Raw genomic sequence first — 25,850 nt, forward strand, 5'->3', positions numbered from 1 at the left:
TTTAGTGAGACCCCTTAGATTGTCAGTGCGGCGTCACACCACCGACCCGATGGCAATGGCGATCACGACACCAATCAGGGCCCCGATTACAGTCATCAACGCTCCCAAGGCATGGCGAATCAGCATTTTTCGTCTGACCGAGAGAAGAAGCTCTTTAGCGTTGCGTAGCCCCGCACCATCATCTGGGCGAATGAAGCTCCCCGGACGAAAAAGATAGTCAACCCTAAGGGAGGGAGAAAAATGGACATCTAATAATTCTCCATTTTGCCGCGCGATCTCCTGTGCCTTCGCAGTGACACGCTGAAGCTGGATCATATTTCCGACGATATAACTCAGTCCCGGAGCTGCGCCCAGAAAGAAGCCGTACGCACCTGAATCCATAACATCACTCCTTCGGCAACTTATCTTCATCACTCTTCGCAGGCTGGACCGGCGTGGAAGATGCTGTCGCCCGCGAGCCGCCGGCGCGAGGATATCGCGGCCCCCATGGTACGCAAGCCGAACCGGGTGGCGACCCGTGCGTATATCAGGCGCTGGCGCCCGTTTTCGATGGGCGGCACGCGCTGATCTGCTCGCGGACCGTCCGCAACCGGAAACGACAAGAAGTAAGCGACTGATACCATGGACAGCCGTCTGTATCGGAATCGATCGCCATGCCCCTGCCCACCGTCGAACAAGAAACCGGCGCACAGCCGACGCATGCGATTATCTGGCTGCATGGCCTCGGCGCGGACGGTAACGATTTCGCACCCATCGTGCCCGAGCTCGTCGACGACGCATGGCCGGCGCTGCGCTTCGTGTTTCCGCATGCTCCGGTACGCCCGGTCACGGTCAACAACGGCATCCCGATGCGTGCGTGGTACGACATCAAGGGGCTCGCGCTGGCGGACAAGCAGGACGCCGAGGGGATCCGCGCATCGGTGGGCGAAGTCGAAGCGCTGATCGCCAGGGAGATCGAGCGTGGGATACCCGCGTCGCGCATCGTGCTTGCGGGATTCTCGCAAGGCGGCGCGATCGCTCTGGCCGCCGGGCTGCGTCATACGGCCACTCTTGCCGGCATCGTGGCGCTGTCCACTTATGTGCCGATGCACGAGACGGTGGAAGCGGAACGCCACGGCGCCAACCACGAGACGCCCATTTTCTGGGGCCACGGCACGGCCGATCCGATCGTTCCCATCGCATTGGGGACCCTGTCGCGCGACACGCTCGTGGCCCTCGGCCATCAGGTCGACTGGCATACCTACCCGATGGGTCATCAGGTCAGCCTTCAGGAGATCGCCGACCTTCGCGTGTGGCTGGGCAAGCGCCTGACGAACGGGTGACGAAGCGCACGATGGCGCCGCGGCCCATCGTGCATACTCCGCGCCATGTCGACCAGCACGCCAACGCCCGAACGCACGCGCGCCGCATCGGCGGATCTTCCCGACTTCTGCAGCCTGCCGGTCCTGTTCGCATTGCTGGTCGTCGGTGCGCTGACCGTCTCCCTGATGTGGCTGGCGCCGGGCAACGATTCCGCCCTGCGCGGCTACTGCGTGGCGATGCTGTTCGTGGTCTGGCTCGCCATGCTGCTGACGGTCGCGCTGTGCAAACTGCGACCGTGGATGCAGCGTCTGTCCGGTCTGTGGCCTTATGCGGCCGTCTGGTTGCTGCTGGTATCGACAGTGCTCGTATCCAGCACGGTAGTCGCATGGCTCGATCACGCCATCGGTACCGGTCTGACGCCTCCCTCGCTGTCCGGTTTCGTGCGCGACTGCGGTATGGCCACCGGACTGCTTGGCGCCGGACTGCTGCGTTACTTCTATGTCGTGGCGCAATGGCAGGCGCGTCTCGCCGCCGCCGCGCATGCACAGGTGGCGGCGCTGCAGGCGCGGATTCGTCCGCACTTCCTGTTCAACAGCATGAATACGGTCGCCGCGCTGGTGCGCGTCGATCCGGACGCCGCCGAGCGCACCGTGCTCAATCTCGCCGAACTGTTTCGCGCGGCGCTTGGCAGCGATACGTCGGCGGTGGGAACACTCGGCGAGGAACTGCTGCTGGTCGATCGTTATCTGGAGATCGAATCCCTACGCCTTGGCGATCGTCTGCACGTGGAACGCGATGTCGATGTACCCGCCGGGTTACCGCTACCGTGCATGTTGCTGCAACCGCTGGTGGAGAACGCGATCCGTTACGGCATCCAGCCGCTACGCGAAGGCGGGACGATCCGGTTGACGGGACGGCGGGTGGATGGCGGCATCGAGCTGGTCGTCGACAATCCGCTTCCCGAATCGCCAGCCGCTGGCGGTACCGGACACGGCCTGCGCAGCGTGCGCGAGCGTGTCGCCTATCATTTCGGTGCACGTTCCCGAGTAGACGTCGTGTCCGGAAACGGGCGTTTCGTCGTCACCATCCATCTGCCGGAGACCACGTCGCATGCGCGTCCTGATCGCCGATGACGAGCCGCTGGCGCGCGCACGGCTGGCGACGCTGCTCGCCGGTGCCTCCGATGTGGAAATCGTCGGCAGCGTCGCCGATGGCGAGGCCGTGCTGACGGCCTGTGCCGACCGCCAGGTGGACCTGATTCTGCTCGATATCGAAATGCCCGGCATGACCGGCACCGCGCTCGCGCGGCGCATCGCCGGACTGGCGCAGGTACCGCAGATCGTTTTCTGCACCGCGTACGACCAGCATGCCCTGCATGCGTTCGAGCTGGGCGCCACGGATTATCTGTTGAAGCCCGTACGTCCCGAGCGTCTGGCCGAGGCGCTCGATCGCGTCCGCGAGCGACGGACGGCGCGCCCGCCTGCCCAGGAAGCGTGGCTACGCGCACGCGCGGGCAGCGAGGAAGTCCGTGTCGCCCTTGCCGATATCCACTACCTGCTCGCGGACGAAAAGTACGTAGCCCTGCATCACGCCGGTGGCGCCTGGTTGATCGACGAGTCCCTGCGCCAGCTCGAACAGGCGCATGGCAGCCGACTGGTGCGGTTGCACCGCAACTGTCTTGTTCCCCGGCAGCGGCTGCTGGGCCTGAAAACCCTGGCCGATGGCCGGGTGCTGGCCCGGCTGGCCGGCACGGAGGTCATGCCCGAGGTCAGCCGACGCAATCTTGCGACCGTGCGCCAGTTGCTGCGCGCACCGGGCGTGTGACGTCGGGCCGCGCTGCGCGGACGGGTGAATTGCGGGACAATCCGCGCCTGCCCGTTCACAGCCAGGACTCCGATGATTCAGCCGCTACGCATCGCCACCCGTAAGAGCGCGCTCGCGCTTTGGCAGGCCGAGCACGTGGCCGCGTTGCTGCGTCAGGCCCATCCCGGCCTGCACGTCGAGCTGGTTCCCATGAGTACGCGGGGCGACGAAATCCTCGACCGTTCGCTGGCGACCATCGGCGGCAAGGGGCTGTTCCTCAAGGAACTGGAAGTGGCGATGCAGGAAGATCGGGCCGATCTTGCCGTGCATTCGCTGAAAGACGTGCCCTCCCAGCTCGAGCCGGGCTTCGTGCTGTCCGCGATCCTGCCGCGTGCGGATTCCGCCGATGCGTTCGTCAGCGTGCACTTCGCCAATCTCACCGAACTGCCGCACGGTGCGCGTGTCGGCACTTCGTCGTTACGGCGGCAGGCGCAATTGCGCGCGGTGCGGCCGGATCTGCAATTGCTCGATCTTCGCGGCAACGTGAACACGCGACTCGCGAAACTCGACGCCGGCCACTACGACGCCATCGTGCTTGCGTGCGCCGGACTCGAGCGGCTGGGGCTGGCGGATCGCATCAGCTCGCGCCTGATGGCCCCGGAATGGTTGCCGGCGCCGGGCCAGGCGGCTATCGCAGTCGAATCCCGCGCGGGCGACACGCGCGTCGCGGAACTGATGGCCGCACTGGACGATCCGGAAACCCGCCTGGCCGTCGACGCCGAGCGGGCGATGAACGAGGCGCTGGGCGGCAGCTGCGCGGTATCCATAGGTGCGTGGTGCGTGGTGGCCGAATATGGCCTGACGCTCCACGGCCTGGTCGGCAATGCGCACACTGGCGAACTGCTGCACGCACAAGCCGACAGCAACAACGATGTCCCTGTGGAACTGGGGCGTACGGTGGCGACGATGCTGCTCGAACTGGGCGCCGACGAATTCCTGACCCCGCATCAGAACTGAAAAGCGACGTCGCCAAGGCGCGTCGCTTTTGCTTTGATGCTTATGCTTTCTGTGGGAGCGCGCCTGCGCGCGAAAGCCAACGAAGCGGCGATGCCGTGAGTGGCATTCGCAGCCAGAATAGCGGGCTGACGGATGTGCGCATCCGGCTTCCTCGCCTTGTTGGCTTTCGCGCGCAGGCGCGCTCCCACAGAACGGGATGGCCTGTACCCTCATCGAGATTTGAGTACCGGTTTCCCTTCGATCAGAAGTTATAGACGAGGTTCGTCGTCATCAGCTTGTCCGTGGCGACCGTGCCCGGCTGCGTGTTGCTGTTGTAGCGGATCTGGTAACCCACCTTCAGCGCCATCTTCTGCGTCATGCTGACCGACACACCGACGTCGTTCTGGTAGTACTGATTCTTGGAGCCCGCTTCGACCAGCAGCGTGTCTTCCAGCGCTGTGTTGTCCGTCAGGCGGTACTTGGCGTTGATCAGGCCACGGCCAACGGCTTCGCTCTCGGCGTTCGGCTTGTAGCTTTCGCTGATCGTCGCACCGGGATTGGCGGGATCGGGAACGTCGCGCGTGCTTTTAGCCGGCTGATAGCGCTTGAAACCGGGACCGATTTCGAACGACAGTTCCGCCCGTTCGTTCTTGAGCGCGATGTAGCCGTAGCCGATCGAGACGATGCCCTGCCAGAGGTTCGCGCCGAAGTCGTCGTGCTCGTAACGGGCCGCGGTCACGACGTAGCTGCGCGGGTCGAACTTGTAGCCCACCGATGCGCCGGTGTCGTAGCGGTTCGCGGTGGTGCTGAATTTGTCGACGGTGTTGCCTGCGGCGTCCTGCACATCGACGTTGCCCTTCGAGCGCAGGCCGTTGAGGTAGAAGTTATTTTTCCAGACCTCGTTTTCCTGGCTAAGGCCCAGCTTGGCGTTCGCGTTTTCCGAACGCGAATTGCCGCGAGCCGATGCGAAACCGAACTCACCCGAACCCGACCAGCCGCCATTGTTGGCGGCATTGCCCGACGGCGCTGCCGGGGGCTGGAAATCGTCGGCCTGAGCGGCCAGCGGCAACGCAATCAGGATGAGTGCGGCGAGAGTAAGTTTGTTCATCGTCTACCCGAGTATTTGAAAAGAAAGGTGAAGTTTTGCGCGGTCCATGGGGGGAACATGAGCCGCATTGGCCGCCTGGACGGCCATGTCTGAAGACTGAGCGTAGTGCGTAACGCGCGTTACGTCTTCGATCCGTCCAGCGCGAAGGCATAGGCGTAGCCATAAAGGCGTTGCTCGAGGCATTGACCGACAACGCAGCTTAACGCCGCCAGACCGGCGACACTGGCGTGCATGCCCCCGCCGTGCACGACCAGCAGCAGGCAGGGAAGTCCGACCGAAAGCGCCGCGGCCGCGAAACGCCGGCCCAGCAACGATACAGGCGACACCCCGGGCTCCAGCCGGACGATGGCGCCACGTTCTTCGGCGAGGCGCCGCAACGCCTGCCAGCGCGTGCCTTCGACGACACCAAGCACCAGGGCCACCGCCAGCAACGCCAGTCGCCAGGGGCTGACCGGGTCGACCGGCACGTCGGTCTGAAGGTCAACGCACAACCAGAACCACAGGCCCCCGGCGAAAACGGCGGACACCGTGCGACCCAACGGAAGCACGTTGGCCAACGATGCCACGCTTACCGACATCCGCCGCGACACGCCGCGCGCTGTGTAGATCAGGGTCGCCAGACTGCACAGCATCAGCGCCGCGCCCGCCAGACGGGTCGCCCAGAAATCGTTCTCGCCCCGCGCCAGACCCGCCAGCGCCAGCATCGGCAGGTAGTTGGCCATGGCCACCATACCCTCGCGGGTCGGCATCGTGCGCTTCAGGGGATTCCATCCATGCCACTCCGGCGCGAAGCGCAGATGCATGCAGGCGGCGATCAGACCCAGGCTGACCAGCACGAGACCGAGCGCCAGCGGCGCCAGGACTTCGCCCCGTCCGTCGCTGTACAAACCCAGCGCCAGCGCGGTACCCAGGACCATCCACAGGCCGTAACCCGTCGCCGTCGCTACCTGAAGCAGGACGCCGGAGAACGAGAAGAGTGTCTCCATGCGCACAGCGTCGTCCGACCGGCCCGACGTGCCGGCGTCTGCATAAGACGCATCGTTATGTTCCGCCATGGTCGGGGAGACGCCCTTGTGGCGAACCGCAAAGCGTGCATTTTTGCGCCGATCGGCATTCGACGCAACGCCGGGCCTTCCGGCGCTTGCGGTTCGCGAAGGCCAAGGCCATGCTTGGCGCCTCGCAGGGCACGAGACCGTAGATGCACACGTCACGCCCCCGCGGACACACTGCAGGGCCTCTTTCGCGTCACAGCCGGCGACTTCCATGGACCGCTACGAGCGCATTCTTACCCTCCACCGATTGCTGAAGTCCGCGCACTATCCGGTTCCGCTTTCGCGCCTGATGGACGAACTGGAATGCTCGCGCGCCACGCTCTACAGGGACGTGGCCTTCCTGCGCGACGGTCTGGGCGCCCCGGTACAGAGCGTCCCGGGCGAACAGGCGTCCTTCCGGTACGAAGCCGAGCAGGGCGACAGCTTCGAGCTTCCGGGCCTGTGGCTGACCAGCGACGAGCTTGCCGCCCTGATGGCGCTGAACGAGCTGATCGGCCGTTCGGACCCGGGCGTACTCGCGGGCGCGCTCGCGCCATTCAAGGCGCGCATCGAAAAACTGCTGTCGGATCACGGCAGCGGCAAAGCGCTGCCCGTCGATCGCATCCGCGTCATTTCGTGGGGCGCGCGCAAGATGGACCAGCAGGTGTTCCGCATCGTGGCGGGCGCGGTGCTGGAACGGCGTCAGCTACGCTTTCGCTACCGCGCACGCACCACCAATTCGGACAGCGGCCGCACGGTATCGCCGCAACGCCTGACGCATTACCGCGACAACTGGTATCTGGACGTATGGGACCACGACCGCGAAGCGCTGCGCAGTTTTGCCGTCGACCGTATCGTCGATCCACGGCCGCTGGACGCACCGGCACGCGACGTCGAGGACGGCGAACTGAACGATATGCTCGCTTCCAGTTACGGCATTTTCGCCGGCAAACCAAAAGCGTGGGCCACCATCCGTTTTTCCGCGCACGCGGCGCGCTGGGTAGCCGACGAACACTGGCATTCGCAGCAACGCGGCGAATGGATGCCCGACGGCCGCTATGAATTGAAAGTGCCCTACTCCAATTCGCGCGAACTCCTGATGGACGTACTCAAGTACGGGCCGGACGCCGAGATCGTGGCGCCCTTGCCGTTGCGCGAGGAAATGAAAATCCTGCTCCAGCTGGCCCTGACGGGTTACCAGCGCACCCATTGAGTCCGCCTGCATGAGTAATACCGATATCGTCGCATCCGGTGCGGTTCCCGCCGTAAGCGGCGTCTCGCGACGTCCGCGCATCGCCCTGGCGCTTGGCGCGGGCGGAGCGAAGGGGCTTGCCCACATCGGCGCGATAGAAGAGCTGGAAGCGCGCGGTTTCGAGATCGTCGCCATCTCGGGAACGTCGATGGGCGCCCTGATCGGTGGCATCTACGGCATGGGCAAGCTCGATATCTACCGGGACTGGGTCTCGACGCTGGCGCGCTTCGACGTGCTGAAGCTGGTCGACTGGAGTTTCTCCGGCGGCGGCTTCATCAAGGGCGACAGGATCATCGGCGCACTACGCGAGCTGATCGGCGAGGTGAATATCGAGGACCTGTCCATCGGCTATACGGCGGTGGCAACCGATATCGATCGCGAACGCGAGGTCTGGCTGACGCGCGGCCCGCTCTTCGACGCTATTCGCGCATCGATCGCCATTCCCACCATCTTTCGTCCGCACCTTGTCGGCGGACGCCGGTTGGTCGACGGCGCGCTGCTCAATCCGTTACCGGTGATGCCCCTGATGCGCGAGAACGCCGACTACGTGGTCGCCGTCAGTGTCGACGGCGCGGCGGAACTGCAGGCGCCACCGGAACGCAACGCCTCGATCGCTGGCGACCAGAGCAGCTATCGCCACAGGATCGGCGCGTTCCTCGGACGGGTCATTCCCCATGTCGATGCCAGGCCGAAGGACCCCGGCGCCTTCGATCTGATGACGCAGGCCATGGACCTGATGCAGTCGAACCTGTCGCGGATTCGTCTGGCCGCCTACCAGCCCGATCTGCTGATCGAAATTCCGCGCAATGTGTCGACGATGTACGAGTTCTACCGCGCCCGCGAGCTGATCGAGCTGGGGCGCGAACGCACGCGCAAGTCGCTGGATGCGTGGCAGCCGGCGATGGAGCTGGATCAGCGGGCCTGACACGCGCGCTCCCGCAGAGAGCAAATAAGCCAGCAGCAAATCTTGCCGGTCCCGCTCAGAGCTCTTCGGTACGCGTAACCTTGCCCCGGCGCATCAGCCACGCCACGCCGCGCAGATCGGCAAGGCCGACCCACAGACGATCGAGCATGCCGTACTTCGAGGTACCGGCCGTGCGCGGACGATGGCCGACCGGCACGCTGATATTGGCGAAGCCAGCGCGCTTGACCAGCGCCGGCAGGTAGCGGTGCATGTGGTCGAAGTAGGGCAGGCGCAGGAACACTTCGCGCTCGAACAGCTTCAGGCCGCAGCCGGTGTCCGGCGTGTCGTCGCGCAGCATGCGCGAACGGACCGCGTTGGCGACCTTCGACGAGATGCGCTTGTTGAAGCTGTCGCGCCGGGTGACGCGCCAGCCGGCGAACAGACGCACGTCGGGACTGGCGGTTTCGCGAGCCGCGATCAGCTTCGGGATATCCGCCGGATCGTTCTGGCCATCGCCGTCGAGCGTGGCGATCCACGGCGATCGCGCGGCACGGACACCGTTCCATACGGCCGTGCTCTGGCCGCTGCGGGTGATATGGCGGATAACCCGCAGTTCCGGGTAGTCGGCACGCGCGGCTTTGAGCACCTCGACGCTGTCGTCGGTGCTGTCGTCGTCGACGTAGATGATCTCGAAGTCGATCCGCCCGCGCAGGGCCGATGCGATCTCGGCGAGAAGCGGTGGGATGTTGTCGCGCTCGTTGAAGACGGGCACGACCACGGCGAGCTGAGTCATCGCTTGAGGATCCGGGAGGGGTCGGGGCGACATTATCCCTCAAGGGATAGGGGATTGGGGCTCCCATCCCCGAACGGACCCCTCAGATCTGGGTCAATACCGGACCGCCCGCCCCATCGATGGCCATCCGCCAGCCCGCCTCGGCGGCGTCCAGCGCACGCGGGTTCGCGTTCTGCGCCAGCACCACCAGGGTGCCGTTGTTCAGCGGAATCTCGCGTCCCGTCCAGCCGTCGCGACTGAAGTCGTCGGACTTGTCGATCATCTTGCCGGGCATGTACAGCGCTACCACGGGCTGGTCGTCCACCCGCGTCACTACATGCACGGCCTTGTACGGGCCTACCTGGCAGTCGTGCACATAGGTGACTCCCGCCGGCATCGGTCCGCGCATTTGCGTGCCGCGCTCGGCGAAGCCCTCGACGACCATCGTCTCGCCGATGGGTTGGGTCAGGGCAAGCGCCGCACGCTCGATCGGCATATGCGCGACCGCCAGCGCCGGCAACGATCCGGCCTGTGCCTGTTTCCACATGACCGTGCCGCCGCCCACGGCGATCAGCACGCTGGCGGCCAGGGCCATCCAGCCACGGCGGCGGACCACCTGCTGGCGGCGCACGCCGGTCGCCTGGGCGAGCAGGATGCGGTCCGCCAGACCGGCAGGCACCGGCACCGCCATGGCTTCGGCCAGTTCGTCCTCGAAGCGCTGGGCACGCTGCCAGAAGGCCATGCATTGCGCGCATTCGTCGCGGTGAGCCAGCAGTTCCGGATCGTGCGAGTGCGGCTCGGCCGTGATGCGGCGACGGAATTCGAGGCAGTTCATGAAAGGCCTCCTTCGGCCGCGGCCCGTCCGCCGAGCAGCGACTTCAGTCGCTGGCGCGCACGGAACAGCTGGGTCATCACCGCGCCGGGCTGCTGTTCGGTGGCGACCGCGATCTCGTCGCAGCTCATCCCTCCAAGCACCTGCATCGCCAACGGCTCGCGATATTTCTGGGGCAGTTTCATCATCGCGTCGCGCACGCCCGCGGCATCGCCGCTGCGTTCCGGGCTGGCCCACGCCGTGTCTTCGGGTACGGAATCGTCCAGTTCCACGGTATCGAAACGTTTGCGCTCGTACAGACGGGCGTGCTCGCGGCGCAGGATGGTAATGAGCCAGGGCTTGGCCAGTTCCGCGTCGCGCAGCGAATCGAGGTTTTTCCAGGCACGCAGGAAGGTTTCCTGCACGAGATCCTGAGCCAGGGTTTCGTTACGGCACAGCCAGAACGCGAACCGGTAAAGGTCCGCGGACCAGGCCCGCACCATGGCTTCGTATTGTCGCTGCTTCGGATTCACATCCTTATGGACCGGAGCCATGGCTATTTCCTTTCAGCGAAGGGGTGGTTTTACCGAACCTTGCTCAGGATGCCATCGAGTTCGTCGAGGCTGTGGTAGTGGATGACCAGCTTGCCCTTGCCACCACGGCCCTGCGCCACTTCGACGCGGGTAGCGAAACGTTCGGCCAGTTCGCGCTCCAGATTGGCGACGTTCGGGTCCTGCGCGGCCGTCTTCGCCTTGCCCTTCGGCGCCACCTGGGCGCGACGGGCGGCTTCTTCCAGCTCGCGCACCGTCCAGCCGTTGCGCGCGGCTTCCAGAGCCAGCGGTTCGGCGATCGTGGCCGGCAGCGTCAGCAGACAGCGCGCGTGACCCATTTCCAGCTTCGATTCGTCGAGCAACTGCTTGATCGACGCCGGCAGTTCCATCAGGCGCAACATGTTCGACACGGCGGCGCGCGAGCGACCGACGGCATCGGCGGCCTGCTGGTGGGTCAGATCGAATTCGTCGATCAGGCGCTTCAGGGCCTGGGCTTCTTCCAGCGGCGTCAGTTCCTGGCGCTGGATGTTTTCGATCAGCGCCATGGCCAGCACGGACTGCTCGGGCACGTCCTTCACCAGCGCGGGAATCTCGCTCATGGACGCGCGCTGCGCCGCGCGCCAGCGGCGCTCGCCGGCGATCAGCTCGTAGCTGTTCTTGCCGATGGCCCGCACGACGACCGGCTGGATGAGACCCTGGGCCTTGATCGACGCCGCGAGCTCGTCGAGCGCTTCGTCGTTCCAGTGGCGACGCGGCTGGTACTTGCCGGGCTGGATCTGCTGGATAGGCAGCAGACGCAGCTCGCCTTCCTGTTCGACCACGGACGGACCGCTGTCTCCACCGCCAAGCAAGGCGTCCAGACCGCGTCCGAGGCCACGTTTCTTCGCTGCTGCCATGAAAACTCCTAGTGGGTCGTCGGCGCGACGTCGGGCGCCGAACCGGCCGCGGCGTCTTCGGCTTCGCGCGCATCCTCGGCGGCCTGATTGCGTTCGCGACGGATAATTTCGCCGGCGAGGCCGATGTAGGCGATGGCGCCGCGCGAACCGCGGTCGTAAAGATGAATGGGCTGACCGTGGCTGGGCGCCTCGGCGAGGCGCACGTTGCGCGGAATGATCGAGCGCAGCACCTTGTCGCCGAAATGCTGGGTCAACTGGGCGGAAACCTCATTGCCGAGGTTGTTGCGCACGTCGTACATGGTGCGCAACAGGCCTTCGACTTCCAGCGCCGGATTCAGGCGCTGGCGTACGGCCTTGATCGTATCGAGCAGGCTGGACAGTCCTTCCAGCGCGAAATATTCGCACTGCACCGGAATCAGCACGCCGTCGGCGGCCGTGAGCGCGTTGAGCGTCAACAGGTGCAACGACGGCGGGCAGTCGATAAGAATCGTCTGGTAGCGGTCCGCGACCTTGGCCAGCTGTTCCTTCAGGCGATGCTCGCGTGCGAGACCGTCCATCAGCTTCAGCTCGGCAGCCGTCAGATCGCCGTTGCCCGGCATCAGGTCGAAGCCCGCTTCAGTGCGGACCAGCACGTCGTCGATCGAGACTTCGTCCAGCAGCACTTCGCAACCGTTGGGCTTGGCCTGATGCTTGTCGACGCCCGACGCCATGGTGGCGTTGCCCTGGGGGTCCAGGTCGACGAGCAGCACCTTGCGCTTCGCAGCGGCGAGCGCCGCCGCGAGGTTCACGGATGTGGTGGTCTTGCCGACGCCGCCTTTCTGATTGGCGACTGCGATGATGCGGGCCATGAAGTCGTCGATGCCGTGCGCGGAAAGGGCGCTAGCGTAACATCGACCGCCCATCGGACCCTAGGAGCGATCAGCCTTCACGGCGGATCACGACCAGATGCCGCTCGGCATCCAGCCCGGGGACGTTCAGCAGATGGATGCCTTCCACGCGGAAACCGGGCGGCACACCGTCCAGTTCCTCCGCCGGATGGCGGCCCTTCATGGCCAGCCATACGCCATTGCGCGCCAGCAGGTGACCGCCCCAGCCCAGCATGTCGGCGAGGCTGGCAAAAGCGCGGGCGGTGATGCAGTCGAAGCTCCCCTCGACGCCTTCCACACGGCTCTGGACGGCGTGGGCATGGGTGAGCTTCAGCGAACGGATGGCCTCTCGCAGGAAGCGGACCTTCTTGCCGTTGGAATCGACCATCGTCACCTCGCGCTCCGGCGCGGCGATGGAAAGCGGGATGCCCGGCAAACCCGGTCCGGTACCCAGATCCGCCAGCGTTGCGCCTTCCACGAAGGGAATGATCGCCAGCGAGTCGAGCAGATGGCGGGTGACCATCTCGGCGGGATCGCGCACGGCGGTCAGGTTATAGGCCGAATTCCAGCGGTGCAGCAGTTCCTGGTAGTCGAGCAGGCGCGCGACGGCGCCGCCCGGCAAGGACGTACCGAGCGCGGCGATGCCACGTTCGAGCTGGGTTTGCAGAAGATCGCGCCCGGACATGCGGCTACCTGGAGGAACGGCGGGGCGGAAAGTATCGTGGGGTTGGCCGGCGTAAGCCAGCCGGAGATTACGCGGCGGCGTCGAGTTCGACGCGGGTAACCAGCATGCCGCTCTCGCGCAGCGAGCCGTTCATGGTCTGCTTGAGCAGGTTGCCCGCCATGCGGCGGTCGGCGATTTCCATGGCGGCATCGTGCAGGGCATCGACGGCACGCTTGCGGATCATTTCGTCGGCCCGGTCGATGACCGCGTCGGCCCGCTCGGGCTCCAGCACCTGCCAGTACACGGTGCCGCCGTCGAAACGGAGCACCTGGCCGTTGAGGTCGATCTTGTGGGAAACCCGCTCGAACATGGGCATCACGACATGGGTACCGGCCGTCAGAAGAGCGACCTGACCGCCTAGGCGACGCACGCTATAGACCTTGCCTTCCGGGATGCGCTTCACCGACAACGCCGCGAGAGCGACGATGCAAAGGGCGAGGCTGGTAAGGATAGGAAGGTACATAGCGTTATAATTCAGTTGGTTACCAGTTATTCCTGTTCAGATGGTCGTCATATGACGGGCATCTCGATGAATACGGCGTGGTTAATTCTAATTTAACGCGAGTGGTTAACGCTAGCTTTACATACCACCCTATTCAGTTAGCGGTCGGTTTGGTCAAAACTTGAGCAGTTGTCCTGCCGTCGTCCCGGCGCAGGCAGGGACCCAGTGCGGTCAGTGGGGTTTCGCGACTACGCTCGATCAGCTCTTCAGAGCGTTGCGACGTGTGAGGCAGTGAGCGCGCTTGAGCGCGATGTCCTCGAGGTTGCGGGAAGTGCCGAACTACCGTCATCGAGAAAACCCACCGCACCGCACTGGGCTCCTGCATGCGCAGGAGCGGCGGTGAGGGAATAGGCGCGTTGCGCGTCGATTACGTCATCACCTTCGCCGCGGCGCATTTGGCGCGGGCCGCGGCAACTATGTCCGGCCGAAGAGTGCCCACGCCAGAATGACGGCGAGCAACGCCGACATCGTAATGGCGACGAATGGTTCCCACGTTACGTCGATGCCACGCCTGCGCTTCAGCGGAAGCACGCCCGCTTCCGCCGCCGCCGCGCGTAATAGTCGTACGTCGATGCCGCCATTCGTCGCGGCCAGCACACCGTAGAGGCAACGATCCATCACCAGATGGATACGCCTCGGATTGCCGCGGCTGTCTTCGTAGAGTGCTTTATGTGCGGCCGAGTCCAGTGAAATCCGCCCTGCCGCACCCGCCGTGGCGAGGCGGTAGTCCACATAGCGCCGCGTCTGTTCCGCATCGAGCGGCTCGAGTACGACATGCTTCACGATGCGCGTCGCCAGCTGACGGATATCATCCCGCGCCAACAATGTCCGCAACTCCGGCTGGCCGCAAAGCACTACCTGGAGCAGCTTCTCCTGACCGGTTTCCAGATTGGACAGCAGACGCAGCAGCTCAAGGCTTTCCACCGCCAGGTTCTGCGCGTCGTCGATCACCAGCACACAGATCGCCATCTCGTTCCAGCGCCGCACGAGGAAGCGATTCAACGTGTCGATATCCGTGGCCATATCGGTTGCGGACTCCAACCCGAAATCGCGCAGAACGGCGGTAAGCAGGGCACTACCCTGCAGGAAGGTGTTGAACACGAGCGAGACGGTGACGCCGCCCCCTTCCAGCGTGTCGAGCAGATGCCGCACGAACGTGCTCTTGCCCATGCCAACCTCGCCCGTCAGCAGCACGAAACCTTTTCGCTCGCGAAGACAGTGGGTGACTTCCGCCAGTTCGCGTTCCAGCGCGGGCGTGTGGAAATAGCATTGCGCATCTGGCGTCGGCGGAAACGGCGGCCGGGTCAGGCCGAGCTGGGACAGGACGTTTCCTGCAAGCGGGTTCATGGCTGCATGACCTCTACTGTGCGTAGCGTGTTGTCGCCGATGAGCGAAACCGGCAAATTCATGCGTGTGCGGGCGAGCCGCTGGCGCGTACCCGTCGCGTCGCCACCATCGGCGACTCGTGCCTGCGACGCAGGCACCGACAACGGTTGGGTTTCGACAATGGCGATGTCGTTGCGCTGGATGAAGACAGCGCACGAAAAGGCGAACCCGGCCAGCGCAGCCAAGGGCATGCCAAACCACAGTCCATGGCTCGGCCGGACGGCGCGGGTCAGGTCCACGGTGGGCAAGGCCATACCTGGAGTACGCGCGTTCTCCTCCGACTGCATCCGACGCAGTGCGCTGTACATCAGGCTCAATGGATCCTCCGGGTTTACAGGCTCGCGACATGCGGGCTCTATAGAGGTATGCGCAGGCGACGGCCAGAACCCGCCACACCGTCTTCACATTTGATGTACGCTGCGCGGCGGAAGGGGCGGTGACCCGGGACGGAGCGATCGACGCTCGCCCGCGATCGCTGTTCGGGGGGAAAACGCATAGTCACGTCTGGCCAGCCATCTGGCCGCATCCGGCGTGCGCTTGCGTCACCCGGGAGCTTGCATGACAACGGATTCCAACAGTCCAGCCGATATCGCGTCCGACGCCATAGCGCCGGTGAATCGCGACGAGATCACGCAGCTGCTCAACGCCGCGCGCCTGGGGCAGGACGACACCGCGATCGACGAAGTGCTGAAGCGGATGTACAGCAGTCTTCACCGCGTGGCGCAGTCGCAGCTCAAACGCGAGTTCGGCGACTGCACGCTCAGTGCGACGGAACTGGTCAACGAAGCGTTCCTGCGCATTTTCGCCGGTGCCTCGCTGCCACGCATGCAGGATCGCGGCCACCTCATAGGATTGGCCGCGCGCACGATGCGCCGCGTGCTCATCGACGCCGCGCGATATCGTCAGGCACAGAAACGTCCCAACTCCGCCGATCGGGTAGCGCTTACAGAGGTCGCGGGATCGCTCGGGCAAGAAGCGTCTCCGGACGATCTCGACGATGCGCTTCGTCGGCTGGAAGAACTGGACGAACGTCAGGCGCGCATCGTCGAATTGCGTTTTTTCGTCGGTCTTAACGAACGCGACATCGCGACGGCGCTCGACATTTCCGAGCGAACGGTACAGCGCGAGTGGCGCATCGCGCGCGAATGGCTGAAGCGCGAACTCAGCGGGGAATAAGCGTCACGTTGGGCACGCGCAGACGCTGCGCGTGGGCGATGGCATCGACCGCCGCATCGCGGTTCGAGCGCGCGGAAGCATTCAGGTCGACCGGATTCATCGCAATCAGGGGATCGAGATAGGTATCGCGAATATCGCGCGCCGTTTCGTCTTCGCCGATCGCCATCAGTGCCGTGTAGTAACGCCCCGCGCTTTCCAGCGTATGTCCATCCATCGCCCCATACAGACGAACGCGCCCATCCAGTGCTTCGCCGTGGGCGGCACTCGCGTTTTTCCAGTCGCCGCCTGCCTGATAGATGCGGGCGATAAGGTCGAGCGTGGCGTAGGTGATGGGATGGCTCGCGCCGAGTACGCGTCGTTGCCCCGCCAGCACGTCCTGAGCCACGCGCAACGCTTCGGCATGCTGTCCTTCGATATTGAGAAAGGTGGCGAGGCCTCCACGCGCGAACAGCGTGTCGGGATGGTCCGGACCAAGCACTCGCGTTCGGCCTTCGACAATGCTTCGCTGCAGCTTGGCTGCCGCAACCATATCGCCGACCTTCGCCAGTAGCCAAACCAACTGGTTCATCGACCCCAGCGTTTCGGGATTGTCGGCGCCGAGAGAATCGCTACGCGCGGCAATGACGTGCTCGAAGATACGTTTTCCTTCGTCGTATTGACGAAGGCGCATCAGGTTCATCGCAATCATGTTTTCGTCGCGAAGCGTCGCGGGATGGTTGGCGCCGAAACGTCGCGTGCGGATAGCCGCGACCTCGCGGGCCAGCGCAAGCGAACGCTCGTATTCGTTCTGATTATTCAGAAGGTCGGCCAATGTCGACATGGTGTCGAGCGCCGCGGGACTCTCGTTGTCGGTGCTGTTGCGATAGCGGCTGTCCAGGGACTCCAGTATCGCGCGGGCCTCGTCCCGTCGTCCGAGCTTGATGAGGATATCGGCTTCTTCGCGACGGGTTTGCAGCAAGAGCGGATCGTCGTCGGCAAGCCTGGCCGCCAGGAGCGTGGAAAGGCTTTGCTGCACGGCCAGGGCTTCGACCGGATGCCCTTGCTCGTACATCACTCGCGCCAGACCGGCGGTCGTGGCGATACGCAGCGGATCGGTCTCGGGAAGGTTCACGGTCTCCGCGTTGGCGTCGGTAAACACTTTCGCCGCATTGGGTAAATCATGGCGACTCAGCAGCGCCCTGCCGAGATCGACCTGCGCGGACAGCCGGGCTTCCTGGCTCGCTGGCAGCGCCTTGCGAACATCGATGACTTTGTTGAGTTCGCCTATGGCGTGATCGGTACTTCCGATGGTGATGAGCACACGGGCGAGCGACTGGCGGATATTGGCCGCAAGCAACGGATCGTCGATAAAACGCGCGTCCAGCGAATCCAGCGCATGCGTCACGATGTGTTGGTCCAGTGCTTCGCGCGCGATGTCCGATGGCGTCAGTGCATCCAGCGCCCGTTCCATCCGCGGATCCGTCTTACCGTCGAGGATTTTGGCCATCGCACGGCGCAATCCGACCTCGATCGAATGCCCCATCGCATCGATGTCGGCCCCTTCGAGCAGCGATTGCTGGAAGTTCACGGCGCGCCGTAATTCGGCCTGACGTAGTTCGGCGAGCTGTTGCTGCTCCCTAGCGCTGGAGAGCGCCAGCAACGCGGCGATCAGTCCGCTAAAGATCGACGCCGACACCAGGGATGTACCGGCGATCATCCAACGGTTGCGCTGCACGAAACGCCGCGCGCGATAACTCAGGTGCCCACGGTGGGCATACACCGGCCGCAGATCGAGGAACCGGCGCACGTCGGCGACGAATTCCGCCACGGACAGATAGCGATCGGTGGGCTTGCGACGCATCGCCTTGAGGACGATCGCATCGATATCGGTGGGCACCGTGTAAGGCGCCTTCGGCGCGCGGCGGCCTTCTTCGTCCCTGGACTTTCGCATCTGCCGGCTTGGCGCGACGATATCGCCGCCCATGATGGCGCTGTACAAAAGATGCGGCGTGACGATCTGCTGGAACGGACGAGCGCCGGTGACCAGTTGGTAGAGAACGACGCCCAGCGAGTAAACATCCGCGGCGGTCGTGAGCGCTCGTTTCTCGATCTGTTCCGGACTGGCATAGGCCAGCGTCAGCGCTTGCTGCGACGTCGCGGTCAGTTCCATGTCGCCCGTGGGGTCGATGAGGCGCGCGATACCGAAGTCGAGCAACTTCGGCTGACCGTCGATCGTGACCAGGATATTCGCGGGTTTGATGTCGCGATGGATAATCAGGTGGCTGTGCGCGTACTCGACGGCGGCGCAGACCTTCAGGAACAGTTCGAGCCGTTCGCGCAGCGACAGCTTGTGTCGCTCGCACCAACTGTCGATGCGCTCGCCATCCACGTATTCCAGCGCAATGAAGGGACGGCCATCCGCGAAAACGCCGCCATCGAGAAGGCGGGCTATACCCGTGTGTTCCAGCCGCGCCAGCAACTGCCGTTCCTGCGCGAAACGGTCCAGTGCCACCGGCGAGGCTTCCGCGTACGCATGCAGGAATTTCAGCGCGACCTGCTGGACGAATCCGGTATCGGTGCGCTCCGCCAGGTACACCACACCCATGCCGCCTTCGCCCAGGCGCCGCCCGATGCGGTAGTTGCGGGGCGTCGTGTTGGCGGCTTCGAGACCGTCGAGGTCGAGTGCGACGCGTGGGAGCTCGGGCAGATCGGTCGTATGGCTGACCTCGATCGCATCGAGCATCCACTGGACTTCGGCGCGCAGGTCGTCGTCGCCGCCGGTCGCGCACGCAAGGAATGCCGCTCGCTCGTGAACGGGCTGTTCCAGCGCTTCGTGTGCCAGGTCCTTCGCAATACGGTACCGGTCGCCATTACGAGCGTCGTTCATGGCCGGCCCCCCTCCGACGTTGTGACGCGGAGTATAGAGCCGCGTGGTTGCTTCGGTTTGACCCCTGAGTTCTAAATGATAATAATTATCAATTAGGAAACTACTCTTCGACCTCGGGCGCTTATGACCCTCCTCGCGTGCGCCATGGCCTTCGTCGCCGTGACCCTTGTCTATCTGACTCTTCCGAGCCAGCGGCTGCTGAAGCGCGGCCTTGGCCGGGGCATGCGGCTGGTCGGCGTGGCGCTGTCCATCGGAGCCGTTGCCTTGTGGGCGTCGGTCGAGCGCGGCCTGCCGGGCTTCTTCGCGACGCTGACCGCCGCGATGCTCGGCGCTATCGCATTGCCATATCTGGCGTGGTGGCTGCGTCCCGGCGCCGCACGCCAACGGGAGCGCACCTGATGATCGCCCGCTGCTTCGCCGGCATTTTGTTAGGGCTACCGCTATCCATCGCGCTGATTGCCTGCGCGATCTGGGCATGGCCCGGGTCCAGCGAATCGGTGGTCATGCCTTTCCTGATCCTGTTTTTTCCCCTGTGGATCGGCGTGATGGCAGCCTCCTTCCTGTTCCGCAGCGGCGCGCGCGCCTGGGCGTGGCTGGCTGTTGCCGATGTCGGCGCGTTCGCCCTGCTGTGGGCGCTTAAACACACCATGCCCGGTCTCTAGATGAAACCCGCCACGCTCCGTATGTTCACCGCCGTCCACACCTGGACCGGCCTGCTTGCCGGCTTCGCCCTGTTTATCGCGTTCTACGCCGGCGCACTCGCGGTATTCCACGACGAAATCGACACCTGGGCCGTGCCGAAAACGGCTGCGGTCGAAACGGACACCATGGACCGGGCGCAGCGCATGCTGGCCGATATCGTGGCCAGCCATCCGGCGGCGAAGGAACAGATCGGCGTGACCTACCCCGCCAATCATCCGTCGCACGAGGTCGCCGCCTACTGGTTCGACAAGGACGGCTGGAAGACGCAGACGCTTGCCGATAGTGGAGCGCGCGACTCGGAAGATCACGAACACGGCCTGGCCGACTTCGTCTACGAACTGCATTACACGTTGGGCGTTCCCGTCGCCGGCATTTACCTGATGGGCGTCGTCAGCATCATCTACGGCCTGGCGCTCCTGACCGGTCTTCTGATCCATCTGCCCCATCTCGTGCGCGATCTGGCGGCGCTGCGGCCGGGGCATAACCTGAAGCGGCTCTGGCAGGATGCCCACAACGTCATCGGCATACTCAGCCTGCCGTTCCACATCGTCTTCGCCGTGACGGGCGCGTTGCTATGCCTTTCGCTGGTGACGATGATGGCTTTCGACTACGCCGCGTTCGACGGCAAACTGGTACCCGCTTCGGAACGCATGACCAGCGCGATGCCCGCGACGCACGCCACGGGCCGCGAGGCCACGATGCTGTCGCCGCGGGATCTGGGTGGACGTGCGCGCCGTGCTGCCTTGGCAGCGGGCGCGGCCGACTTCGAGCCCGACTACATGCGCTACATGCACTATGGCGATGCGGGCGCGGCCGCGGAGGTCCGCGGCACATCGACGAAGACGCTCGGCGAGTACGGCATGGTGTCGCTGGACGCGGTCGACGGACATGTACTTGCCGTGCAGGTAGCGGGCGCGCGCGATGCAAATCATGCGACGTATTCCGCGATCTTCGGGCTGCATTTCGGCAGCTTCGGCAACCTGTCGGTGCGCTGGCTTTATTTCGTGCTGGGCCTGGCCGGCGCCTTCCTTTTCTATTCGGGCAACCTGCTCTATATCGAGACGCGCCGGAAACGGCGGCAGGCCGATCAGCCGCTGAAAGTGCGGGCCATGGCCACGGCGACCGTCGGTGTCTGCATCGGTTCGTGCCTGGCGATTTCCGCCACGTTCGTCGCCAACGTGCTGGCCCCCGTTTTCGGCGGACGCCCCGAAGCTATCGTCCAGCCGGTCTGCTTCGGCGTATTCGCACTGGCCGTGGCGTGGACCTTATGGCGTCGTCCCGCCCGCGCGGCGGTCGACCTGCTCTGGGCCACGGCAATCGCCAGCCTGTCCATTGCCCTGCTCGATATGGCGATCAACGGCGAACGCCTCGCGCGATCGCTTTCGGAAGGTCGCTGGGCGGTGGCGGGTGTCGATGCGGTGGCCATCGCCATGGGCGTCGGCTTCGGCTGGCTTGCCGTCGCTACCCGCCGACGCGTCGTCGAGGGTGATCAGAACAGTGTCTGGGCAGGCCATCGACGGGCCGGACCGACGCTCGCTCGGGACGTTGCCTGACACGACAGTCTTTCAGATGGTCGAGATTCGCAAGGTTCCGCATGCTGCGTCGCCGCATTTGGGAATCGCGTCGCAAGCTCTTGAGCTGACATGAATTCTTAACTATTCCGACACATTTCCCGCGACCCCCGGGCCAATCCTCCCGCAGTGCAGCAAGCGCTTGATTTAATAGGCTTTACAAGTTCACATGAAAACGTTTACGTTCCGCGCCGACAGCCCATCAAGGGGCAGGGGCAAGGGTAGGCGAGACACTGTGAGCGTCACCATCAAAGACGTCGCAAAAATGGCCAACGTATCGGTGGCCTCGGTTTCGCGTGCCCTGAATGGCCACGGCGGCGTGACTCCGGAGACGCAGAAGCGCATCCGCGAAGTCGCAGCACGCCTGCGTTACGTACCCCATAGCGCCGCCCGCAGTCTGATCACCCGGCGGACGCAGACGATCGGCGCGCTGCTGCCCGACCTGCATGGCGCCTTCTTCTCCGAACTGATTCGCGGCATCGACATCGCCGCCCGCGCACGCGGCCTGTACCTGCTGGTCTCCAGCTCGCACGGCGATGCGGCCGAAGCGGCTGTCGCCCTGCGCGCCATGCAGGGACGTGTCGACGGTCTGCTGGTGATGTCGCCGCATGCCGACCAGGTGTTCCTCGACGACAACCTTCCGGTCCTGCTGCCCACGGTGCTGATGAACAGCCACGTGACGTCGGACCGTCATGCCGTACTGGATGTCGACGACTACGGCGGCGCGCGGACGATGGTCGAGCACTTGCTCGCTAGTGGCCGTCAGCGCATCGCGTTCATCGCCGGCCCCGAGGTCAATCACGACGTACAGGAACGCGCTCGCGGCTATCGCGACGCGCTGGAAGTTGCGGGCAAGGCCGACACGGCCTGCATTCTGCCCGGCGACTTCACCGAGGAATCCGGCTACCGCGCCGGCAAGCAGGTGCTGGAGATGTCGCCCCGTCCGGACGCGATTTTCGCAGCCAACGACATGATGGCCATCGGCTGCCTGTCCGCGCTGGAAGAAGCCGGCGTGTTTGTCCCCGAAGACATCGGCGTCGCCGGTTTCGACGACATCCCCATGGCTCGTTACGTCTCGCCGCCGTTGACCACGGTGCGCGTGCGGATCGCCGAACTCGGCGCCGCGGCGCTCGAACGCCTGGTCGGAATTATCGAAGCACCCGACGACGCACCGCCCCTACCCCGAGAGACCGTGAGCACCGAGCTGGTGATCCGGGCCTCCTGCGGCGGCGGCGAAACCGTACCCCGACGACTCTGATTCGCATGGCCGGGCATAACTTCGCCTCGCCATGGAAACGATTACACAGGACGGCTTCAACACCAAGGACGCGCGACATCCGCTGACCCGGGCACGCGGGAAGGCATGAGACACGGACAACAAGCTCCAGACAAAGGGTGGCTGCGACCGCCCGAAACGACACAACGACGTCGGTATCCGTGCTCATGGCCAGTCGCGTCGAAACACTTAATTCAGCACCTTTTGGGAGGGGAATCATGAGAGCCTCGATGCAGATCAAGAAGAAGTTACTCGCCAGCGTCATCACCGCCAGCGTTGCCGCCGCTGCGGTCTCGCCGATGAGCGCTTATGCCCAGTCGGCCGATGCCAGCCTGCGCGGCAAGGCCACGCCTGCCGCTACCGTCACCGCCAAGAACATCGCCACGGGCACCACCCGTCGGACGACGGTCGGTGCGGACGGTAGCTACGGCCTCATCGGCCTGCCCCCCGGCACCTACAAGGTCGACGCCGGCCCGGGTACCGAGAAGACGGTGACGCTGACCGTGGCTTCGAACGCCACACTGAACCTCTCCGCCGAAGCGGCTGCCGCCGCTACCACCACGGCTAATGCGGCCAACGCCGCGTCGCTCGAAGGTCTGACCGTCCAGGCGACAACGCTGACGGAAGTGAAGACGCCGGAAGTCGGTCAGACGATTTCGCTGCACCAGATCAGCACCATCCCGCAGGTATCGCGCAACTTCCTCGAATTCGCCGATACCGTTCCGGGCATGGTCTTCAGCGTCGACGCGCAGGGTCATACCTCGCTGCGCGGCGGTGCCCAGAACAACAGCTCGACCAACGTCTACATCGACGGCGTGGGCCAGAAGAGCTACGTGAAGGAAGGCGGTATCTCGGGCCAGAACGCCAGCCAGGGCAACCCGTTCCCGCAGCTCGCCATCGGCGAGTACAAGGTCATCACCTCGAACTACAAAGCCGAATACGACCAGGTGTCGAGTGCGGCCGTGACCGCCGAAACGAAGTCCGGCACGAACGAGTTCCACGGTGAGGTGTTCGGCACCTACACCAACGATGCCTTCCGCAACCGCACGGCGGCCGAAGAATATACCGGCAAGAAGTCGACGTCGGACTCGAAGGAATACGGCTTTGCAGTCGGCGGTCCGATCATCAAGGACAAGATGCATTTCTTCATCGCGTATGAAGAAAAGAAATTCAATTCACCGATCTCCGTCGTCCCCGGCACCGTCAACTACTCCAACGTCCAGTCCCTGCTGCCGGCTTCCGCGCAGGCGGAACTCGGGCCGACGAACCTGCCGTTCAACGAGAAGTTGTACTTCGGCAAGATCGACTGGGAACTGACCGACCGCGACCGCATCGAAATCAGCACGCAGGTTCGCCGCGAAACGCAGCTGGACGGCGTGGGCTCGGGTCCGATCGCCGGCTCCGCGGGCTTCAACAACGTCAATCACGATACACGCGCCACCTTCAAGTGGCAGCACAGCGGCGAAAGCTGGTTCAACGAGTTGATGTTCACGTACGAAAACGCGTTCGTGAACCCGACACCAGTGAACGATGCCATCGGTTCGAGCTACACGTTCAAGCCGCAGCAGGATGCACTGATCCTGCAGACCGGTTCGGCCTCGCCGCTGGCCACGCAGAAGAAGAGCCAGGAAGGTCCGTCGATCCAGGACACCTTCACGTTCAACGATCTGCAGTGGAAGGGCGACCACGTCGTCAAGTTCGGCTATAAGTTCAAGTCGGTCGAGCTGAAGGCTCAGGATGCCGCCGCGAACAATCCGCAGTTCTACTACGACGTCGATCCCGTTAACGGCACGGCCGCTACTCCCTGGAAAGCGTTCTTCGCGACGCCGATCCCGGGCCTTTCGGCTGTCTCGCAGACGACGTCGCGCCAGTACGGCATCTTCGCGCAGGACGACTGGGCGGTTAACGATCACCTGACCCTGAACCTCGGCGTGCGCTGGGACTACGAAGTCACGCCGTCGTACACCAACTTCGTGACGCCGCAGAACGTGATCGACGCGCTGAACTCGCAGGACACGAACAAGGGTGCGCCGGTAGGCCAGACGTACGCACAGTCGCTCGCACTCAGCGGTCTCAACATCAACGACTACATCAGCACGGGCAAGAACCGTAAGGCGTACAAGGGCGAATGGCAGCCGCGTCTCGGCTTCTCGTACGACCTGTTCGCCGATGAAGCCCATGTGTTCCATGGCGGTGCCGGTCGTGCCTACGACCGCAACCTGTACGACTACCTGCAGCTCGAGCAGACCAAGTCGTCGCTGCCGCAGACCACGCTGTACTTCAATGGCGCTCCGGGCGGCCGCACCTGCGACCTCGCCGCATCCAACTGCGTGCAGTGGGATCCGCGCTTCCTGCAAGGTCAGGCGGCTCTTGCCGGTGCCGTTGGCGCGACCAACGCGGGTCAGGAAGTCGACATGCTCAACAACAAGCTGAAGGCTCCGTACTCGGACCAGTTCAGCTTCGGCATGTCCAACCGCATCGGTGAATGGCAGACCGACGCGACCGTCACCCGCGTACTGACGCACGACGGCTTCGTGTTCACGCTGGGCAATCGTTACCCGACCCCTGGCTTTTTCCAGGACAAGAGCCAGCCGTGGGGCAACCCGATCCCGGGCTTGGGCGGTCTGATCATCGGTAACAACGGCATCGCTACCCGTACCACACAGGTTCTGTTGTCCGCACAGAAGCCGTATACGGTGGAATCGGGCTGGAGCGCGACCTTCGCGTACACCTTCACGCATGCCAAGCAGAACCGCGCCATCTCCGAGCACTATGCGTTCGACGAGGCGTCCATCAGCGACTATCCGTTCATCACGTCGGATGCCGCCGCGAAGCATCGCTTCGTTGCAACCGGTGCGCTCGATCTGCCCTGGGGCATCACGGGCTCCATCAAGATGACGCTGGCCACCCCGCTGCCGAAGAACGACATCGCCTGCTACGACGCCGTGTTCTCCAATGGCAGCGGTTGCCGCCCGGTCTCGGCCATTCCGCGTGGCTCGAAGTTCCTGGTCGGTGGCGACATCTGGGGCTACCGCGATATCGATCTTCAGCTGACCAAGGACTTCGTGATCAACGCAGACACGAAGGTCTATGCACGCTTCGATATCCTCAACGTCTTCAACTGGAAGAACTACAACGACTACCTGACGAACTGGGGCTCCAATGGCGTGTTCAACGCCAACGGCGCGCAGTACAACCCGAACGGCAACATCACGTTCGTGCCGCGTACGGCCCGCTTCACGGTCGGCCTGAAGTTCTGACGAACTGTGCGACGGGTTCCGGCACGGAACCCGTCGCACATCGTTATGGTATCGGGGCCCTTGGGCCCCTTTATTTGCCCTGACGACGTAAACGT

The 25,850-nt window shown here is 64.2% G+C and carries 25 protein-coding genes; 12 read left to right on the forward strand and 13 right to left on the reverse strand.

Annotation, left to right across the window (positions count from 1 at the left end):
- Nucleotides 1-33: 33 nt before the first annotated feature.
- Nucleotides 34-381, reverse strand: coding sequence for a hypothetical protein (locus EC912_RS15080; protein WP_132145511.1), 348 nt, complete (start codon nucleotides 379-381; stop codon nucleotides 34-36).
- Between the two features lie 272 nt (nucleotides 382-653).
- Here EC912_RS15080 and EC912_RS15085 point away from each other — a divergent pair, with 272 nt between their 5' ends.
- From EC912_RS15085 to hemC, 4 genes are all read left to right on the forward strand, one after another.
- A complete protein-coding gene (locus EC912_RS15085) occupies nucleotides 654-1,322 on the forward strand; it encodes an alpha/beta hydrolase (protein WP_132145513.1) in 669 nt (222 codons plus the stop codon).
- A 45-nt stretch (nucleotides 1,323-1,367) separates the two neighbouring features.
- Nucleotides 1,368-2,435, forward strand: coding sequence for a sensor histidine kinase (locus EC912_RS15090; protein ID WP_132145514.1), 1,068 nt, complete (start codon nucleotides 1,368-1,370; stop codon nucleotides 2,433-2,435).
- Nucleotides 2,413-3,126: a LytR/AlgR family response regulator transcription factor gene (locus tag EC912_RS15095; RefSeq protein ID WP_132145516.1), complete on the forward strand. Its 714-nt coding sequence runs from the start codon at nucleotides 2,413-2,415 to the stop codon at nucleotides 3,124-3,126. Before EC912_RS15090 ends, EC912_RS15095 begins: the two co-directional genes overlap by 23 nt.
- A 72-nt stretch (nucleotides 3,127-3,198) precedes the next feature.
- On the forward strand, nucleotides 3,199-4,122 hold the full coding sequence (gene hemC, locus EC912_RS15100; protein WP_428993104.1) for a hydroxymethylbilane synthase: 924 nt from the start codon (nucleotides 3,199-3,201) through the stop codon (nucleotides 4,120-4,122).
- Nucleotides 4,123-4,363: 241 nt separating this feature from the next.
- Here hemC and EC912_RS15105 read toward each other — a convergent pair whose 3' ends face one another.
- Together EC912_RS15105 and EC912_RS15110 are read right to left on the reverse strand one after the other, a co-directional pair.
- A complete protein-coding gene (locus EC912_RS15105; RefSeq protein ID WP_132145518.1) occupies nucleotides 4,364-5,209 on the reverse strand; it encodes a DUF481 domain-containing protein in 846 nt (281 codons plus the stop codon).
- Nucleotides 5,210-5,328: 119 nt separating this feature from the next.
- The gene (locus EC912_RS15110; protein WP_207906862.1) at nucleotides 5,329-6,264 is read right to left on the reverse strand and encodes a dimethyl sulfoxide reductase anchor subunit; all 936 of its coding nucleotides are present in this window, start codon (nucleotides 6,262-6,264) and stop codon (nucleotides 5,329-5,331) included.
- A gap of 208 nt (nucleotides 6,265-6,472) precedes the next feature.
- Between EC912_RS15110 and EC912_RS15115 the strand changes: the two genes are divergently transcribed.
- Complete coding sequence (locus EC912_RS15115) at nucleotides 6,473-7,453, forward strand: helix-turn-helix transcriptional regulator (RefSeq protein WP_132145522.1); 981 nt, start codon at nucleotides 6,473-6,475, stop codon at nucleotides 7,451-7,453.
- Between the two features lie 10 nt (nucleotides 7,454-7,463).
- A complete protein-coding gene (locus tag EC912_RS15120) occupies nucleotides 7,464-8,417 on the forward strand; it encodes a patatin-like phospholipase family protein (RefSeq protein WP_132145524.1) in 954 nt (317 codons plus the stop codon).
- Nucleotides 8,418-8,472: 55 nt separating this feature from the next.
- Here the strand turns inward: EC912_RS15120 and EC912_RS15125 are convergent, their stop codons facing one another.
- The 9 genes from EC912_RS15125 to EC912_RS15165 all read right to left on the reverse strand — a co-directional run bounded on the left by EC912_RS15125 (nucleotide 8,473) and on the right by EC912_RS15165 (nucleotide 15,221).
- Nucleotides 8,473-9,189, reverse strand: a complete 717-nt coding sequence (locus tag EC912_RS15125; RefSeq protein ID WP_132145526.1) for a glycosyltransferase — start codon at nucleotides 9,187-9,189, stop codon at nucleotides 8,473-8,475.
- Nucleotides 9,190-9,271: 82 nt separating this feature from the next.
- The gene (locus EC912_RS15130; protein WP_132145528.1) at nucleotides 9,272-10,003 is read right to left on the reverse strand and encodes a DUF3379 family protein; all 732 of its coding nucleotides are present in this window, start codon (nucleotides 10,001-10,003) and stop codon (nucleotides 9,272-9,274) included.
- Nucleotides 10,000-10,533 (reverse strand): sigma-70 family RNA polymerase sigma factor, encoded by a 534-nt coding sequence (locus EC912_RS15135; RefSeq protein WP_132145530.1) that lies wholly within the window; start codon nucleotides 10,531-10,533, stop codon nucleotides 10,000-10,002. Before EC912_RS15135 ends, EC912_RS15130 begins: the two co-directional genes overlap by 4 nt.
- Nucleotides 10,534-10,562: 29 nt before the next feature.
- A complete protein-coding gene (locus EC912_RS15140) occupies nucleotides 10,563-11,426 on the reverse strand; it encodes a ParB/RepB/Spo0J family partition protein (protein ID WP_132145532.1) in 864 nt (287 codons plus the stop codon).
- An 8-nt stretch (nucleotides 11,427-11,434) separates the two neighbouring features.
- The gene (locus EC912_RS15145; RefSeq protein WP_132145534.1) at nucleotides 11,435-12,274 is read right to left on the reverse strand and encodes a ParA family protein; all 840 of its coding nucleotides are present in this window, start codon (nucleotides 12,272-12,274) and stop codon (nucleotides 11,435-11,437) included.
- A gap of 70 nt (nucleotides 12,275-12,344) precedes the next feature.
- Nucleotides 12,345-12,977 carry a 16S rRNA (guanine(527)-N(7))-methyltransferase RsmG gene (rsmG, locus tag EC912_RS15150; protein WP_132145536.1) on the reverse strand — a complete coding sequence of 211 codons (633 nt, stop codon included), beginning with the start codon at nucleotides 12,975-12,977 and terminating at the stop codon, nucleotides 12,345-12,347.
- Nucleotides 12,978-13,044: 67 nt separating this feature from the next.
- Complete coding sequence (locus EC912_RS15155) at nucleotides 13,045-13,479, reverse strand: hypothetical protein (RefSeq protein ID WP_132145538.1); 435 nt, start codon at nucleotides 13,477-13,479, stop codon at nucleotides 13,045-13,047.
- A gap of 453 nt (nucleotides 13,480-13,932) precedes the next feature.
- Nucleotides 13,933-14,865 (reverse strand): ExeA family protein, encoded by a 933-nt coding sequence (locus tag EC912_RS15160; protein ID WP_207906863.1) that lies wholly within the window; start codon nucleotides 14,863-14,865, stop codon nucleotides 13,933-13,935.
- Entirely contained in the window at nucleotides 14,862-15,221 is a 360-nt protein-coding gene (locus tag EC912_RS15165) for a hypothetical protein (protein ID WP_132145540.1), read from the reverse strand. Before EC912_RS15165 ends, EC912_RS15160 begins: the two co-directional genes overlap by 4 nt.
- A 241-nt stretch (nucleotides 15,222-15,462) precedes the next feature.
- On the opposite strand from EC912_RS15165, the gene EC912_RS15170 reads away from it, so the two are divergent.
- A complete protein-coding gene (locus EC912_RS15170) occupies nucleotides 15,463-16,080 on the forward strand; it encodes an ECF-type sigma factor (RefSeq protein WP_132145542.1) in 618 nt (205 codons plus the stop codon).
- Here EC912_RS15170 and EC912_RS15175 read toward each other — a convergent pair.
- Nucleotides 16,067-18,946, reverse strand: a complete 2,880-nt coding sequence (locus EC912_RS15175) for a serine/threonine-protein kinase (protein ID WP_132145544.1) — start codon at nucleotides 18,944-18,946, stop codon at nucleotides 16,067-16,069. The genes EC912_RS15170 and EC912_RS15175 overlap by 14 nt on opposite strands.
- Before the next feature lie 123 nt (nucleotides 18,947-19,069).
- Between EC912_RS15175 and EC912_RS15180 the strand changes: the two genes are divergently transcribed.
- The 5 genes from EC912_RS15180 to EC912_RS15200 all read left to right on the forward strand — a co-directional run bounded on the left by EC912_RS15180 (nucleotide 19,070) and on the right by EC912_RS15200 (nucleotide 25,755).
- On the forward strand, nucleotides 19,070-19,345 hold the full coding sequence (locus tag EC912_RS15180; protein WP_132145546.1) for a hypothetical protein: 276 nt from the start codon (nucleotides 19,070-19,072) through the stop codon (nucleotides 19,343-19,345).
- Nucleotides 19,345-19,608 (forward strand): hypothetical protein, encoded by a 264-nt coding sequence (locus EC912_RS15185; protein WP_132145548.1) that lies wholly within the window; start codon nucleotides 19,345-19,347, stop codon nucleotides 19,606-19,608. Before EC912_RS15180 ends, EC912_RS15185 begins: the two co-directional genes overlap by 1 nt.
- Nucleotides 19,609-21,201, forward strand: coding sequence for a PepSY-associated TM helix domain-containing protein (locus EC912_RS15190; protein WP_132145550.1), 1,593 nt, complete (start codon nucleotides 19,609-19,611; stop codon nucleotides 21,199-21,201).
- A 253-nt stretch (nucleotides 21,202-21,454) separates the two neighbouring features.
- Nucleotides 21,455-22,477 carry a LacI family DNA-binding transcriptional regulator gene (locus EC912_RS15195; RefSeq protein ID WP_279389039.1) on the forward strand — a complete coding sequence of 341 codons (1,023 nt, stop codon included), beginning with the start codon at nucleotides 21,455-21,457 and terminating at the stop codon, nucleotides 22,475-22,477.
- A 236-nt stretch (nucleotides 22,478-22,713) separates the two neighbouring features.
- Nucleotides 22,714-25,755, forward strand: coding sequence for a TonB-dependent receptor (locus tag EC912_RS15200; RefSeq protein ID WP_132145554.1), 3,042 nt, complete (start codon nucleotides 22,714-22,716; stop codon nucleotides 25,753-25,755).
- The last annotated feature ends 95 nt before the right edge of the window (nucleotides 25,756-25,850 follow it).

The sequence above is a fragment of the Luteibacter rhizovicinus genome (assembly GCF_004342265.1).
Taxonomy (GTDB): domain Bacteria; phylum Pseudomonadota; class Gammaproteobacteria; order Xanthomonadales; family Rhodanobacteraceae; genus Luteibacter; species Luteibacter rhizovicinus_B.

Bases quoted from the DNA above. Each gene is read 5' to 3' on its own strand.
- EC912_RS15090 (WP_132145514.1), top strand. From the start codon at position 1,368: ATGTCGACCAGCACGCCAACGCCCGAACGCACGCGCGCCGCATCGGCG.
- hemC (WP_428993104.1), top strand. From the start codon at position 3,199: ATGATTCAGCCGCTACGCATCGCCACCCGTAAGAGCGCGCTCGCGCTT.
- EC912_RS15200 (WP_132145554.1), top strand. From the start codon at position 22,714: ATGAGAGCCTCGATGCAGATCAAGAAGAAGTTACTCGCCAGCGTCATC.
- EC912_RS15125 (WP_132145526.1), bottom strand. From the start codon at position 9,189: ATGACTCAGCTCGCCGTGGTCGTGCCCGTCTTCAACGAGCGCGACAAC.
- EC912_RS15170 (WP_132145542.1), top strand. From the start codon at position 15,463: ATGACAACGGATTCCAACAGTCCAGCCGATATCGCGTCCGACGCCATA.
- EC912_RS15135 (WP_132145530.1), bottom strand. From the start codon at position 10,533: ATGGCTCCGGTCCATAAGGATGTGAATCCGAAGCAGCGACAATACGAA.
- EC912_RS15160 (WP_207906863.1), bottom strand. From the start codon at position 14,865: ATGAACCCGCTTGCAGGAAACGTCCTGTCCCAGCTCGGCCTGACCCGG.
- EC912_RS15155 (WP_132145538.1), bottom strand. From the start codon at position 13,479: ATGTACCTTCCTATCCTTACCAGCCTCGCCCTTTGCATCGTCGCTCTC.
- EC912_RS15180 (WP_132145546.1), top strand. From the start codon at position 19,070: ATGACCCTCCTCGCGTGCGCCATGGCCTTCGTCGCCGTGACCCTTGTC.
- rsmG (WP_132145536.1), bottom strand. From the start codon at position 12,977: ATGTCCGGGCGCGATCTTCTGCAAACCCAGCTCGAACGTGGCATCGCC.
- EC912_RS15105 (WP_132145518.1), bottom strand. From the start codon at position 5,209: ATGAACAAACTTACTCTCGCCGCACTCATCCTGATTGCGTTGCCGCTG.
- EC912_RS15115 (WP_132145522.1), top strand. From the start codon at position 6,473: ATGGACCGCTACGAGCGCATTCTTACCCTCCACCGATTGCTGAAGTCC.
- EC912_RS15140 (WP_132145532.1), bottom strand. From the start codon at position 11,426: ATGGCAGCAGCGAAGAAACGTGGCCTCGGACGCGGTCTGGACGCCTTG.
- EC912_RS15120 (WP_132145524.1), top strand. From the start codon at position 7,464: ATGAGTAATACCGATATCGTCGCATCCGGTGCGGTTCCCGCCGTAAGC.
- EC912_RS15175 (WP_132145544.1), bottom strand. From the start codon at position 18,946: ATGAACGACGCTCGTAATGGCGACCGGTACCGTATTGCGAAGGACCTG.
- EC912_RS15080 (WP_132145511.1), bottom strand. From the start codon at position 381: ATGGATTCAGGTGCGTACGGCTTCTTTCTGGGCGCAGCTCCGGGACTG.
- EC912_RS15095 (WP_132145516.1), top strand. From the start codon at position 2,413: ATGCGCGTCCTGATCGCCGATGACGAGCCGCTGGCGCGCGCACGGCTG.
- EC912_RS15085 (WP_132145513.1), top strand. From the start codon at position 654: ATGCCCCTGCCCACCGTCGAACAAGAAACCGGCGCACAGCCGACGCAT.
- EC912_RS15145 (WP_132145534.1), bottom strand. From the start codon at position 12,274: ATGGCCCGCATCATCGCAGTCGCCAATCAGAAAGGCGGCGTCGGCAAG.
- EC912_RS15185 (WP_132145548.1), top strand. From the start codon at position 19,345: ATGATCGCCCGCTGCTTCGCCGGCATTTTGTTAGGGCTACCGCTATCC.
- EC912_RS15190 (WP_132145550.1), top strand. From the start codon at position 19,609: ATGAAACCCGCCACGCTCCGTATGTTCACCGCCGTCCACACCTGGACC.
- EC912_RS15110 (WP_207906862.1), bottom strand. From the start codon at position 6,264: ATGGCGGAACATAACGATGCGTCTTATGCAGACGCCGGCACGTCGGGC.
- EC912_RS15130 (WP_132145528.1), bottom strand. From the start codon at position 10,003: ATGAACTGCCTCGAATTCCGTCGCCGCATCACGGCCGAGCCGCACTCG.